Annotated in this window: 12 protein-coding genes; 11 read left to right on the top strand and 1 reads right to left on the bottom strand. The window is 39.4% G+C overall.

Annotation, left to right across the window (positions count from 1 at the left end; genetic code table 11):
* The first annotated feature begins 253 nt into the window (after positions 1–253).
* Complete coding sequence (ccdA2, locus tag QM469_RS09690; protein ID WP_281334904.1) at positions 254–961, top strand: thiol-disulfide oxidoreductase-associated membrane protein CcdA2; 708 nt, start codon at positions 254–256, stop codon at positions 959–961.
* 12 nt (positions 962–973) lie between these two features.
* Positions 974–1,537 carry a thiol-disulfide oxidoreductase-associated lipoprotein SdbB gene (gene sdbB / locus QM469_RS09685; protein WP_281334903.1) on the top strand — a complete coding sequence of 188 codons (564 nt, stop codon included), beginning with the start codon at positions 974–976 and terminating at the stop codon, positions 1,535–1,537.
* A 57-nt stretch (positions 1,538–1,594) separates the two neighbouring features.
* On the opposite strand, the gene QM469_RS09680 is transcribed toward sdbB, so the two are convergent.
* A complete protein-coding gene (locus tag QM469_RS09680; protein WP_000176425.1) occupies positions 1,595–2,581 on the bottom strand; it encodes an L-lactate dehydrogenase in 987 nt (328 codons plus the stop codon).
* Positions 2,582–2,774: 193 nt separating this feature from the next.
* Here QM469_RS09680 and gyrA point away from each other — a divergent pair, with 193 nt between their 5' ends.
* The 9 genes from gyrA (at position 2,775) to QM469_RS09635 (ending at position 13,418) form a co-directional block, all read left to right on the top strand.
* Positions 2,775–5,243 carry a DNA gyrase subunit A gene (gyrA, locus tag QM469_RS09675; RefSeq protein ID WP_281334902.1) on the top strand — a complete coding sequence of 823 codons (2,469 nt, stop codon included), beginning with the start codon at positions 2,775–2,777 and terminating at the stop codon, positions 5,241–5,243.
* Entirely contained in the window at positions 5,243–5,986 is a 744-nt protein-coding gene (locus QM469_RS09670; protein ID WP_153225724.1) for a class A sortase, read from the top strand. Before gyrA ends, QM469_RS09670 begins: the two co-directional genes overlap by 1 nt.
* Before the next feature lie 155 nt (positions 5,987–6,141).
* Positions 6,142–7,218: an aspartate-semialdehyde dehydrogenase gene (locus QM469_RS09665; protein WP_414276696.1), complete on the top strand. Its 1,077-nt coding sequence runs from the start codon at positions 6,142–6,144 to the stop codon at positions 7,216–7,218.
* Positions 7,219–7,268: 50 nt separating this feature from the next.
* Positions 7,269–8,204: a 4-hydroxy-tetrahydrodipicolinate synthase gene (dapA, locus tag QM469_RS09660; RefSeq protein ID WP_414276695.1), complete on the top strand. Its 936-nt coding sequence runs from the start codon at positions 7,269–7,271 to the stop codon at positions 8,202–8,204.
* 107 nt (positions 8,205–8,311) lie between these two features.
* Positions 8,312–9,169 (top strand): DNA-processing protein DprA, encoded by an 858-nt coding sequence (gene dprA / locus QM469_RS09655; RefSeq protein WP_414276698.1) that lies wholly within the window; start codon positions 8,312–8,314, stop codon positions 9,167–9,169.
* A 118-nt stretch (positions 9,170–9,287) separates the two neighbouring features.
* Positions 9,288–11,375, top strand: a complete 2,088-nt coding sequence (topA, locus tag QM469_RS09650) for a type I DNA topoisomerase (RefSeq protein WP_414276694.1) — start codon at positions 9,288–9,290, stop codon at positions 11,373–11,375.
* Positions 11,376–11,632: 257 nt separating this feature from the next.
* Positions 11,633–11,992 (top strand): YbaN family protein, encoded by a 360-nt coding sequence (locus tag QM469_RS09645; protein ID WP_001223807.1) that lies wholly within the window; start codon positions 11,633–11,635, stop codon positions 11,990–11,992.
* A 93-nt stretch (positions 11,993–12,085) separates the two neighbouring features.
* The gene (locus QM469_RS09640) at positions 12,086–12,718 is read left to right on the top strand and encodes a copper homeostasis protein CutC (protein WP_414276693.1); all 633 of its coding nucleotides are present in this window, start codon (positions 12,086–12,088) and stop codon (positions 12,716–12,718) included.
* A 43-nt stretch (positions 12,719–12,761) separates the two neighbouring features.
* On the top strand, positions 12,762–13,418 hold the full coding sequence (locus QM469_RS09635) for an MmcQ/YjbR family DNA-binding protein (RefSeq protein WP_414276692.1): 657 nt from the start codon (positions 12,762–12,764) through the stop codon (positions 13,416–13,418).
* Positions 13,419–13,578 lie beyond the last annotated feature (160 nt).

Genomic DNA, 13,578 nt, shown 5'->3' with positions numbered 1-13,578 from the left:
CATATGATTCTTTCTAATGAGTTGTTTGATCGCTTTTCATTATAGGTCATATGGGACTTTTTTTCTACACAAAAATAGGCTCCATAATATCCATAGGGGATTTACCCACTACAAATATTATAGAGCCCAAAAAAGGAGCTGAGCTCCTTTTTTTGATTCTCTCAAGTTGAAAATAAATTTACGTAGCAGATATCTTACAAACGTTTTCTTTTATAGTAAAATAAAAGATGACTATATGAAAGAAGGTTCTTAATTGGAAAGTATTTTATTTTTTATTTCTGTCTTTATAGCTGGGGTCTTGTCATTCTTTTCTCCCTGTATCTTTCCCTTGTTACCAGTCTACGCAGGTGTTCTGCTAGATGATCAAGAGGAGTCAAAGACATTTCGTTTTTTGGGTAAAGATGTTGCCTGGTCAGGATTGATTCGTACCCTCTGTTTTATTGCGGGTATCTCTCTCATTTTCTTTATTCTTGGATTTGGAGCAGGATTCCTTGGGAATTTACTTTATGCTGACTGGTTCCGTTATGTCATGGGAATCATGATTATTATACTGGGATTGCATCAGATGGAAATTCTTCATCTACAAAAATTAGAGGTACAAAAAACAGTAACATTTAATCAAAAACAGTCTAGCAAATATTTGTCGGCCTTTTTACTGGGTATCAGCTTCAGCTTTGGCTGGACTCCATGTATAGGTCCAGTTTTAAGTTCTGTTTTAGCACTGGCTGCCTCAGGAGGAAATGGAGCTCTTCAGGGGGCCTTATTAACCCTCATTTACACTCTCGGAATGGCACTTCCATTTTTAGTTCTGGCCTTGGCGTCAGGTCTTGTCATGCCTTATTTTAGTAGAATCAAATCCCACATACTTTTATTGAAGAAAATTGGTGGTTTATTGATCGTTCTCATGGGAATTTTATTAATGTTGGGACAGTTAAATGTTTTATCTGGAATATTAGGATAAAAGGAGTTATCTATGAAAAAAATTATCTATTTTGGACTTAGTTTCTTGTCTCTCTTTCTTCTGATTGCTTGTGGCAAGGAAGAGAAAAAATCAAGTCAAGAAAATCCAACGACTAAGACACAGCAGCAAACAACTGTGAAGCAAGTAGCAATTGGAGCAGAAGCACCTGATTTCACCCTTCAATCTATGGATGGAAAAGAAGTGAAATTATCTGATTTTAAAGGTAAAAAAGTTTATCTTAAATTTTGGGCATCTTGGTGTGGACCATGCAAGAAGAGTATGCCAGAATTGATGGAGCTTGCTGCTAAGGAAGATCGTGGTTTCGAAATTTTATCTGTCATTGCGCCAGGGCTTCAAGGTGAAAAAACTGTAGATCAATTTCCAAAGTGGTTTGAAGAACAAGGTTATAAAGATATCCCCGTTTTATATGATACAAAAGGAGCTGTTTTTCAAGCCTATCAAATTCGAAGTATCCCTACAGAGTATCTAATTGATTCACAGGGTAAAATTGCTAAGATTCAATTAGGTGCGATTAGTAACGCAGATGCAGAAGCAGCTTTTGCTCAAATGAAATAAAGTAATGAAATATAAAAATGTCTAGACAAATCGTCTAGACATTTTTTCTAACTTAAATTAGTTTTTTGAAGCTGCTTGGAATTCAGGGTTTTTCCAAGCTTCATCAATAATAGCTTGTAATTCTTTAGCTGAAGCTTGCATTTTTTGAGTTTCAGCATCGTTCAATGGGATGTTAACTGGACGAACGATACCGTGTGCACCAACGATAGCTGGTTGACCGATAAAGACGTTTTCAACTCCGTATTGACCTTCTTGGAATACTGAAAGTGGAAGAACAGCATTTTCATCATCAAGGATAGCTTTTGTAATACGAGCAAGGGCTACTGCGATACCATAGTATGTTGCACCTTTTTTGTTGATGATTGAGTAAGCAGCATCACGAACTGAGATGAAGAGTTCTACAAGGTCAGCTTCATCCAAGTCACGGTTAGCTTGCAACCATTGTTCCAATTTTACACCGGCAACGTTAGCGTGTGACCAAACAGCAAACTCAGAGTCACCGTGTTCACCCATGATGTAGGCGTGAACTGAACGAGCATCAACGCCGATTTTTTCAGCAAGTGCTTGACGGAAACGAGCTGAGTCAAGTGAAGTACCTGAACCGATAACACGTTCTTTAGGGAAACCTGAGAATTTCCAAGTTGAGTAAGTCAAAACGTCAACTGGGTTAGCTGCAACAAGGAAGATACCGTCGAAACCAGAAGCAACAACTTGTTCAACGATTGATTTGTTGATAGCAAGGTTTTTACCAACAAGGTCAAGACGAGTTTCACCTGGTTTTTGTGGAGCACCAGCAGTGATAACTACAAGGTCAGCGTCCGCACAGTCTTCATACTTAGCTGCATAAATTTTCTTAGGTGAAGTAAAAGCAAGCGCGTGGCTAAGGTCTTCAGCATCACCAACAGCTTTTTCAAACAATTGAGGAATTTCAATGATACCAAGTTCTTGTGCAATTCCTTGGTTAACAAGAGCAAAAGCGTATGATGATCCTACGGCACCGTCACCGACAAGGATAACTTTTTTGTGTTGTTTAGTTAATGTCATTTGTCTAAACATCTCCTTCATTTTTTAAGGGCTTCCCCCGTTTAGTTTCATTCTATCACTTTTAAATAGCTTTGTCACGGATATAACATCCACTTGGCCATGTAAACGTTTTAGTCGGATTGGAAGACTGAAATCTAGGTCAAACTATGGTATAATATATCTAGTTACTAATAGTGAAATGAGGCATTTGTTAATGCAAGATAAAAATTTAGTGAATGTCAATCTGACAAAGGAGATGAAGACCAGCTTTATCGACTACGCCATGAGTGTTATCGTATCGCGGGCCCTTCCTGATGTTCGAGATGGGTTGAAACCAGTTCATCGTCGTATTCTATACGGTATGAACGAATTGGGTGTGACACCAGATAAACCTCATAAGAAATCTGCCCGTATTACAGGGGATGTCATGGGTAAATACCACCCGCACGGTGACTCATCTATCTACGAAGCTATGGTTCGTATGGCGCAATGGTGGAGTTACCGTTACATGCTTGTAGATGGGCATGGGAACTTTGGTTCCATGGATGGTGATGGTGCCGCAGCTCAGCGTTATACCGAAGCACGTATGAGTAAGATTGCTCTTGAAATGCTTCGTGACATCAATAAAAATACCGTTGATTTTGTTGATAACTATGATGCCAATGAACGTGAACCTGTTGTTTTACCAGCTCGTTTTCCAAATCTTTTGGTCAATGGAGCTACAGGTATCGCTGTTGGTATGGCGACTAATATTCCGCCACATAACTTGGGTGAAACCATTGATGCTGTTAAGTTAGTGATGGATAATCCAGAAGTCACAACCAAGGAATTAATGGAAGTTCTTCCTGGTCCAGATTTCCCAACTGGTGCCCTTGTTATGGGGAAATCAGGTATTCATAAGGCCTACGAAACTGGTAAAGGATCGATTGTGCTTCGTTCTCGTACTGAAATCGAAGAAACTAAGACTGGTCGCGAACGTATCGTTGTAACAGAATTTCCATACATGGTCAACAAGACTAAAGTCCATGAACATATTGTGCGTTTAGTTCAAGAAAAACGTATCGAAGGAATTACAGCTGTTCGTGATGAATCAAACCGTGAGGGAGTTCGCTTTGTTATCGAAGTGAAGCGTGATGCGTCAGCCAATGTTATCTTGAACAACTTGTTCAAGATGACTCAAATGCAAACTAGCTTTGGATTTAACATGCTGGCTATCCAGAATGGTGTACCAAAGATTCTTTCTCTTCGTCAAATCTTGGATGCCTATATTGAGCACCAAAAAGAAGTGGTGACTCGTCGTACTCAATTTGACAAAGAGAAAGCTGAAGCGCGTGCACACATCTTGGAAGGTTTGTTGATTGCTCTGGACCACATTGACGAAGTAATCCGTATCATCCGTGCCAGTGAAACGGATGCAGAAGCCCAAGTTGAATTGATGAGCAAGTTCAAGTTATCTGAACGTCAAAGTCAAGCAATTCTCGATATGCGTCTTCGTCGTTTGACTGGTTTGGAACGTGATAAGATTCAGTCAGAGTATGATGAGCTTATTGCTTTGATTGCTGACTTGGCAGACATTCTTGCAAAACCAGAACGCGTAGCGCAAATCATCAAGGAAGAATTGGATGAGGTCAAACGTAAGTTTGGCGATCCACGTCGTACTGAGTTGATGGTTGGTGAAGTCTTGACTCTTGAAGATGAAGACTTGATTGAAGAGTCTGATGTTCTCATCACTCTATCAAATAAAGGTTACATCAAACGTTTGGACCAAGACGAATTTACAGCTCAAAAACGTGGTGGACGTGGCGTTCAAGGAACTGGAGTTAAGGACGATGACTTTGTGCGTGAATTGGTTTCAACCAGCACTCACGATCATTTGCTATTCTTCACCAATAAAGGACGTGTTTATCGTCTTAAGGGATATGAAATTCCAGAATACGGTCGTACAGCCAAAGGTTTGCCAGTTGTCAATCTTTTGAAACTGGATGAAGGTGAAAGCATTCAAACCATTATCAATGTTGAATCAGAACGTAGTGATGATGCTTATCTCTTCTTTACAACTCGCGCAGGTATTGTCAAAAGAACCAGTGTCAAAGAATTTGCCAACATTCGTCAAAATGGTCTCAAAGCCTTAAATCTGAAAGATGAGGATGAGTTGATTAATGTCTTACTAACTGAAAAAGACACAGATATCATCATCGGAACCAGATTAGGCTATGCAGTTCGTTTCAGTCAGTCTTCGGTTCGTAGTATGAGTCGTATCGCCACTGGTGTTAAAGGGGTAAACCTTCGTGAAGGTGATGCTGTAGTTGGAGCAAGGGTGATTACTGACCAAGATGAAGTCCTTATCATTACTGAGAAAGGATACGGTAAGCGCACAGTTGCGACTGAATATCCAACAAAAGGGCGTGCCGGTAAGGGAATGAAAACAGCCAATGTTACTGAAAAAAATGGTCCTCTGGCTGGTCTCTTAACAGTAAAAGGGGATGAAGATCTGATGATTATCACTGACACAGGTGTCATGATTCGAACCAATGTTGCCAATATTTCACAAACGGGACGTTCAACTATGGGAGTAAAAGTGATGCGTCTAGATCAAGATGCTAAGATTGTGACTTTTACAAGTGTTGCAGCAGCAGAAAAAGAAGAAGTTGGGGCAGAACAGGAAACAGAAAGTGAAGCATAATGTCTAAAAAAATCAATAAAAAGAAAAATAAACGAAAAAATCTGTTGATCAATATATTGGCAGGATTTCTGATACTGCTATCAATCGCTTTGATTTTTAACGCTAAAATCCGTGATATTTTTATGGTTTGGAATACTAATAAGTACCAAGTAAGTCAGGTATCAAAAGAAAAATTAGAAGAAAATCAGGATACAGAAGGAAATTTTGATTTCGATTCAGTGAAGGCTATCTCATCTGAAGCGGTTTTATCTTCGCAGTGGGATGCCCAACAACTTCCTGTTATTGGTGGAATTGCCATTCCTGAAGTAGAGATTAACCTACCTATCTTTAAAGGTTTAGATAATGTGAACTTGTTCTATGGGGCAGGAACCATGAAACCAAATCAAAAAATGGGAGAGGGAAATTATTCTCTCGCTAGTCACCATATTTTTACAGCTGAAAATGCCAGTCAGATGCTCTTTTCACCTTTGGTCAATGCCAAAGAAGGGATGAAAATTTATTTGACTGATAAGGAAAAGGTTTATACCTATGTTATTCGTGAAGTCAAACACGTTACACCTGACCGCGTTGATGAAATAGAAGACCGTGAGGGAATCAAAGAAATTACCTTGGTAACCTGTGTAGACTACAATGCCACAGAACGGATTATCGTGAAGGGAGATTTCAAAGAAGTGAAACCTTATGCAGAAACTCCATCAGATATCTTAGAAGCCTTTAATAAGCCTTATAAGCAAAGATATTAAGAGATAAGATTAATAAAAAAGGTTTGCTAGTAATAGCGAACCTTTTTCTTGTCGATTTCAGAAAATAGATAGGAAAAAGACTTTTCAATTTTGGTAAAAAGTAGTATAATGTTTCTATTATAGAAATTTTTAGAAAATTCCGAAAGAGGTTTGTTATGGGATACACAGTTGCTGTTGTCGGTGCTACAGGTGCCGTTGGTGCTCAAATGATCAAAATGTTGGAAGAATCAACTCTTCCAATCGATAAGATTCGTTACCTTGCGTCTGCACGTTCTGCAGGAAAGGTCTTGCAATTCAAAGGTCAAGATGTGACCATCGAAGAAACAACAGAAGACGCTTTTGAAGGGGTTGATATTGCTCTTTTCTCAGCTGGTGGATCAACTTCTGCAAAATACGCACCTTATGCTGTTAAGGCAGGTGCAGTCGTCGTAGATAACACATCTTATTTCCGTCAAAATCCAGATGTACCATTGGTTGTTCCTGAAGTGAATGCCCACGCCCTTGATGCTCACAACGGAATCATCTCTTGTCCTAACTGTTCAACAATTCAAATGATGGTGGCTCTAGAGCCAGTCCGTCAAAAATGGGGCTTGGACCGTATCATCGTATCAACTTATCAAGCAGTTTCAGGTGCTGGTATGGGAGCAATTCTTGAAACCCAACGTGAGTTGCGTGAAGTACTGAATGATGGCGTGAATCCACGTGAAGTCAAAGCTGAAATCTTGCCTTCAGGTGGCGACAAGAAACACTATCCAATTGCCTTCAACGCTCTTCCGCAAATTGACGTTTTCACTAATAATGATTACACTTACGAAGAGATGAAGATGACCAATGAAACCAAGAAGATCATGGAAGACGATGGCATTGCCGTATCAGCAACATGTGTACGTATTCCAGTTTTGTCAGCTCACTCTGAGTCAGTCTATATTGAAACAAAAGAAGTAGCACCAATCGAAGAAGTGAAAGCAGCTATTGCTGCCTTCCCAGGTGCAGTTCTTGAAGATGATGTTGCTCACCAAATCTATCCTCAAGCAGTAAATGCTGTTGGTTCACGTGATACATTCGTTGGACGTATCCGTAAAGACTTGGATGCAGAAAAAGGTATTCATATGTGGGTAGTATCTGATAATCTTCTTAAAGGTGCAGCTTGGAACTCTGTTCAAATCGCAGAAACACTTCACGAACGTGGTCTAGTACGCCCAACAGCTGAATTAAAATTTGAATTGAAATAATGTGAAGGAGTTCATTTGAACTCCTTCTTTGAAATAGAGAGGTGTTTTGTATGTCTTATCAAGATTTAAAAGATTGTAAAATTATCACGGCCTTTATTACTCCTTTTCATGAAGATGGGTCAATCAATTTCGATGCCATTCCAAAGTTGATTGAACATTTATTAGCACATCATACAGACGGAATTCTCCTAGCAGGAACAACTGCTGAGAGTCCGACTCTAACTCACGATGAGGAGTTGCAGTTGTTTGCGGCTGTTCAAAAGGTTGTCAATGGTCGTGTTCCTTTGATTGCTGGTATTGGTACAAACGACACCCGTGACTCGATTGAGTTCGTCAAAGAGGTAGCAGAGTTTGGTGGCTTTGCAGCAGGACTTGCCATTGTTCCTTACTACAATAAACCGTCTCAAGAAGGGATGTACCAGCACTTTAAAGCTATTGCCGATGCATCTGATCTGCCAATTATCCTCTATAATATCCCAGGTCGTGTAGTGGTAGAATTAACTCCTGAGACCATGCTTCGTTTGGCGGAACATCCAAATATCATTGGTGTTAAGGAATGTACCAGCCTTGCCAATATGGCTTACTTGATTGAGCATAAGCCAGAAGAATTCTTGGTATACACCGGTGAGGATGGAGATGCCTTCCATGCTATGAACCTTGGTGCAGACGGAGTTATATCTGTTGCTTCCCACACAAATGGGGATGAGATGCATGAAATGTTCACTGCAATCGAAGAAAGTGATATGAAGAAAGCGGCAGCTATTCAACGTAAATTTATTCCTAAAGTTAATGCTCTCTTCTCTTACCCAAGTCCGGCACCTGTTAAGGCGGTACTCAACTATATGGGATTTGAAGCTGGGCCAACTCGTCTACCTTTGGTTCCTACGCCTGAAGAGGATGCTAAACGCATTATCAAGGTTGTTATTGATGGGGATTACGAAGCAACTAAGGCGACTGTCACTGGAGTCCTTCGTCCTGATTACTAAGATAACTAATCTAAAAAAACTTTCTAAACAAGTAAAATTGTTGGAAAGTTTTTTTCTTTTTCTACGAATAAATAGATAGAGAGAAAAACAAGGAGTCTATCATGAAAATTAAGATTGATAATTTTGAGATTTATAAGTTGAAACAAGCAGGTTTAAGTAATCAACAGGTTTTAAAGGTACTTCAATATGGAGAAATCTATGATCAAGAATTAACCCTAGAAACGATAGCAGAAGCATCTGAGTGTAGAAATCCCGTTCTTTTTATGGAACGTTACCATAAACTCACCTTTGAAAGTATGGAGCGATTACGAAGTGATTTTGAAAAATTTCCTTCTTTTTCCATCCTAGACGATGTCTATCCCTTTGCTCTCAGTGAAATCTATGATGCTCCAGTATTGTTATTTTATAAGGGCGATTTAAATCTCTTAAAATTGCCTAAGATTGCGGTTGTAGGCAGTCGCTCTTGTAGTCAAACAGGGACAAAATCAGTTCGTAAGGTTATTGAAGAACTGGAGAATGAACTGGTGATTGTGAGCGGGCTTGCTAGAGGGATTGATACTGCAGCGCATATGTCTATTCTTCAAGGTGGTGGAAAAACCATTGCAGTCATTGGGACTGGCTTGGATGTCTATTATCCACGATCCAATAAACGACTGCAGGACTACATCGGTAATTATCATTTGCTACTGAGTGAATATGGACCGGGTGAAGAACCCTTGAAATATCACTTTCCAGCACGAAATCGGATTATTGCTGGCCTATGTATGGGTGTCATCGTTGCTGAGGCAAAGATGAGATCTGGTAGTTTGATTACTTGTGAGCGAGCTATGGAAGAAGGAAGAGATGTTTTTGCTATTCCAGGTAACATTTTAGATGGTCGTTCAGATGGTTGTCATCACTTGGTTCAAGAAGGTGCAAAACTTGTTTCAAGTGGTCAGGATGTGTTAGCAGAATTTGAATTTTAAGAACTAGTAAGGCTTTATCGGTTAAACTTTTCTTCTATATATAGGAGTTAAGTCTTGACAGGTTTTTAAAAATGGTTTACACTTTATAAAGTTTATTACTTTGAAAAGGTGTGATACTGTGGCTACGGCAACAAAGAAGAAAAAATCAACAGTTAAAAAAAATCTAGTAATCGTGGAGTCGCCTGCAAAGGCTAAAACGATTGAAAAATACCTGGGTAGAAATTATAAGGTTTTAGCCAGTGTTGGTCATATTCGTGATTTGAAAAAATCCAGTATGTCAGTCGATGTAGAAAATAATTATGAACCCCAATATATCAATATTCGTGGGAAAGGTCCTCTGATCAATGACTTGAAAAAAGAAGCTAAAAAAGCCAATAAAGTCTTTCTCGCAAGTGACCCGGACCGCGAAGGGGAAGCAATTTCTTGGCATTTGGCTCATATTCTCAATCTAGATGAAAATGATGCTAACCGTGTAGTTTTCAACGAGATTACAAAAGATGCGGTAAAAAATGCCTTTAAAGAACCTCGTAAGATTAACATGGATTTGGTGGATGCCCAACAAGCCCGTCGTGTCTTGGACCGCTTGGTAGGTTATTCTATTTCACCAATTTTATGGAAAAAGGTTAAGAAGGGCTTATCAGCAGGGCGCGTGCAATCTGTTGCCCTTAAGCTAATCATTGACCGTGAAAATGAAATCAATGCTTTTCAACCAGAAGAATATTGGACGATTGATGGAGTCTTCAAAAAGGGGACTAAGCAATTCCAAGCATCCTTCTATGGAATGAATGGCAAGAAGATGAAATTGACTAGTAATGAAGAGGTCAAAGAAGTCTTGTCTCACCTATCTAGCAAAGACTTTACAGTTGATCAGGTAGATAAAAAAGAACGCAAGCGTAACGCTCCACTACCTTATACGACCTCAACTATGCAGATGGATGCAGCTAACAAGATCAATTTCCGTACTCGAAAGACCATGATGGTTGCCCAGCAACTCTATGAAGGGATTAATATTGGTACGGGCGTCCAAGGTTTGATCACCTATATGCGTACAGACTCGACTCGTATCAGTCCAGTGGCGCAAAACGAAGCAGCTAGCTACATCAATGAATGTTTTGGTAGTAAGTATTCTAAGCATGGTAGCAAGGTCAAAAATGCTACTGGTGCTCAAGATGCCCATGAGGCTATTCGCCCATCAAGTGTCTTTAACACGCCAGAAAAAATTGCTAAATACTTAGACAAAGACCAACTAAAACTCTATACCCTTATCTGGAACCGTTTTGTAGCGAGTCAGATGACTGGCGCCATCTTTGATACCATGACTGTTAAGCTCTCTCAAAATGGAGTTCAATTTGCAGCAAATGGTAGTCAAGTTAAGTTTGATGGTTACTTGGCCATTTACAATGACTCAGATAAGAATAAGATGTTGCCGGACATGGCAGTTGGTGATGTGGTCAAACAGATCAATAGTAAGCCTGAGCAACATTTCACCCAACCGCCTGCTCGTTATTCTGAAGCGACCCTGATCAAGACTTTGGAGGAAAATGGGGTTGGACGTCCATCAACTTATGCACCCACTATTGAAACCATTCAAAAGCGCTATTATGTGCGTTTGGCAGCCAAGCGTTTTGAACCGACAGAGTTGGGAGAAATTGTCAACAAGCTCATCGTTGAATATTTCCCAGATATCGTAAACGTGACCTTCACAGCTGAAATGGAAGGTAAACTGGATGATGTCGAAGTTGGAAAAGAGCAGTGGCAACGTGTTATTGATGCCTTTTACAAACCCTTCTCTAAAGAGGTTGCCAAAGCCGAAGAGGAGATGGAAAAAATCCAAATCAAGGATGAGCCAGCAGGATTTGATTGTGAAGAGTGTGGCAGTCCGATGGTCATTAAACTTGGTCGTTTTGGTAAGTTCTATGCTTGTAGCAATTTCCCAGATTGCCGTCATACACAGGCTATCGTGAAAGAGATTGGTGTTGAGTGTCCAAGCTGTCATCAAGGTCAAATTATTGAACGAAAAACCAAGCGTAATCGTATCTTCTATGGTTGCAATCGCTATCCAGAGTGTGAATTCACTTCTTGGGACAAGCCTGTTGGCCGAGATTGTCCAAAATGTGGCAACTTCCTCATGGAGAAAAAAGTCCGTGGTGGCGGTAAGCAGATCGTTTGTAGCAATGGTGATTACGAAGAAGAAAAAATCAAATAAAAAAATGAGTCCTGAAAGTAAATTTCAGGCTCTTTTTAGTAAAGGCTTGACAAAATTCATCATTGTATGCGAAACTAGAAGAAGATTATTTTATACTCAATGAAAATCAAAGAGCAAACTAGGAAGCTAGCCGCAGGCTGCTCAAAGCACTGCTTTGAGGTTGTAGATAGAACTGACGAAGTCAGTAACATATATACGGTAAGGCGACGCTGACGTGGTTTGAAGAGATTTTTGAAGAGTATTAACTAGGAGAAGTTATGCGTATTGTTTATCTGATTATTGGATTTCTGTCATTAGCTTTGGCTATTGTTGGAGTTGTCTTGCCCTTGTTGCCTACGACTCCTTTTCTTTTGTTGTCTATTGCTTGTTTTTCCAGAAGTTCCAAGCGTTTTGAAGATTGGCTTTATCATACCAAACTTTATCAGACTTACGTAGCGGACTTTCGTGAGACCAAGTCTATTGCGCGTGAACGTAAGAAAAAAATTATTGTATCGATTTATATCCTGATGGGAATTTCCATTTATTTTGCGCCTCTTTTACCAGTCAAAATCGGTTTGGGATGTTTAACCATCTTTATTACCTACTATCTTTTTAAGGTGATTCCTGATAAAGAATAGCTTTAATAAGTAACGATTTTCCTTGATAAAAACAAAAACATATTCGAAATAATATGATATAATAAATTTAAACTAATCTTCAAGGAGAATCAAATGATTTACGAATTTTGTGCTGAAAATGCAACCTTGCTTGAAAAGGCTATGCAGGCTGGAGCTCGTCGTATCGAGCTCTGTGATAATCTAGCAGTTGGGGGTACAACCCCAAGTTACGGAGTTACCAAGGCAGCGGTGGAACTGGCAGCTAACTACGAAACCACTATTATGACTATGATTCGTCCACGTGGTGGTGACTTTGTTTACAATGATCTAGAAATTGCCATTATGCTTGAGGACATTGCTCTAACTGCTCAGGCAGGTAGCCAAGGTGTTGTCTTTGGTGCCTTAACAGCTGATCAGAAGTTGGACAAGGCCAATCTTGAAAAATTAATTGCTGCATCTAAAGGTATGGAAATTGTTTTCCATATGGCATTTGATGAATTGAGCGATCAGGATCAGTTGGAAGCTATTGATTGGCTCAGCCAGGCTGGTGTAACACGTATTTTGACTCGAGCAGGTGTATCTGGCGACTCGTTAGAGAAACGTTTTGCTCACTACCGCAGAATTCTAGAACACGCTGCCGGAAAAATTGAAATTTTACCTGGTGGAGGGATTGACATGGACAACCGTCAAACCTTTATTGACCAACTGGGTGTGACACAATTACATGGAACAAAGGTTGTCTTTTAAAAAATAGAAAGGAACTGCTAGCTTTTGGTAGCAGTTTTCGCTTATGTTTGAAATTTTTAAAGCCTATCAGTTTAATAGTCAAAAGGCTAAAGAGTATGGATTTGTAGAAAATCAAGGTGTATGGACCTATAGTTCGACCATTTTACAGGGTGACTTTTTCATGATAGTTACTGTTGAGGATGGAGTCTTAGGTTTTCAAGTTTATGACCAAGAAACTGGTGATCTATATCCTCAAGTTCACATGGAAAGTATGAGAGGTACTTTTGTTGGAACTGTTCGAGAGGCTTGTTTAGAAGTTCTTTATGGCATTCGAAAGGCCTGTTTTGAAGTGCAGGATTATATTTGTCCACAAACAAAGAGAATCATGACTCGTGTTCAAGAAAAGTATGAAAACCAATTAGAATACTTATGGGAAAAATCACCTGATACGGCAGTTTTACGTCATGAAGATAATCAGAAGTGGTATGCGGTTCTTATGAAGATTTCTTGGGATAAGCTTGAAAAGGGCAGAGAAGGATTAGTTGAAGCAGTTAATCTCAAACAGGATCAAGTATCTGATTTGTTGGTAAAAAAAGGGATTTATCCAGCCTTTCATATGAACAAGCGCTACTGGATTAGTCTTCCACTCGATGACACTCTAACTGACGAAAAGGTGCTTGAATTATTTGAGAGAAGTTGGTTTTTGACTTCAAAAAAATGAAATTGTATGTTTTATTTTTCAAATACCTTCAATTAGCAAAATATTCTTTATTGAAGAAATTTTCAGAAAATATTGGATTTTTTCTTGACATGTGTTTTTTCCTATGCTAAAATACTAAACAAGATATCAAACGAAGGAGAAAGTCAAACATGAAAACAGC

The sequence above is a fragment of the Streptococcus infantis genome, assembly GCF_047464215.1.
Taxonomy (GTDB): Bacteria; Bacillota; Bacilli; order Lactobacillales; family Streptococcaceae; genus Streptococcus; species Streptococcus infantis_P.
This window is presented reverse-complemented; position numbering and strand designations above follow the sequence as displayed.

Excerpts from the sequence above, each read along its gene's own strand:
- sdbB (WP_281334903.1), top strand. The coding sequence starts at position 974 with ATGAAAAAAATTATCTATTTTGGACTTAGTTTCTTGTCTCTCTTTCTT.
- QM469_RS09680 (WP_000176425.1), bottom strand. The coding sequence starts at position 2,581 with ATGACATTAACTAAACAACACAAAAAAGTTATCCTTGTCGGTGACGGT.
- gyrA (WP_281334902.1), top strand. The coding sequence starts at position 2,775 with ATGCAAGATAAAAATTTAGTGAATGTCAATCTGACAAAGGAGATGAAG.
- QM469_RS09670 (WP_153225724.1), top strand. The coding sequence starts at position 5,243 with ATGTCTAAAAAAATCAATAAAAAGAAAAATAAACGAAAAAATCTGTTG.
- QM469_RS09665 (WP_414276696.1), top strand. The coding sequence starts at position 6,142 with ATGGGATACACAGTTGCTGTTGTCGGTGCTACAGGTGCCGTTGGTGCT.
- dapA (WP_414276695.1), top strand. The coding sequence starts at position 7,269 with ATGTCTTATCAAGATTTAAAAGATTGTAAAATTATCACGGCCTTTATT.
- QM469_RS09645 (WP_001223807.1), top strand. The coding sequence starts at position 11,633 with ATGCGTATTGTTTATCTGATTATTGGATTTCTGTCATTAGCTTTGGCT.
- QM469_RS09640 (WP_414276693.1), top strand. The coding sequence starts at position 12,086 with ATGATTTACGAATTTTGTGCTGAAAATGCAACCTTGCTTGAAAAGGCT.
- QM469_RS09635 (WP_414276692.1), top strand. The coding sequence starts at position 12,762 with ATGTTTGAAATTTTTAAAGCCTATCAGTTTAATAGTCAAAAGGCTAAA.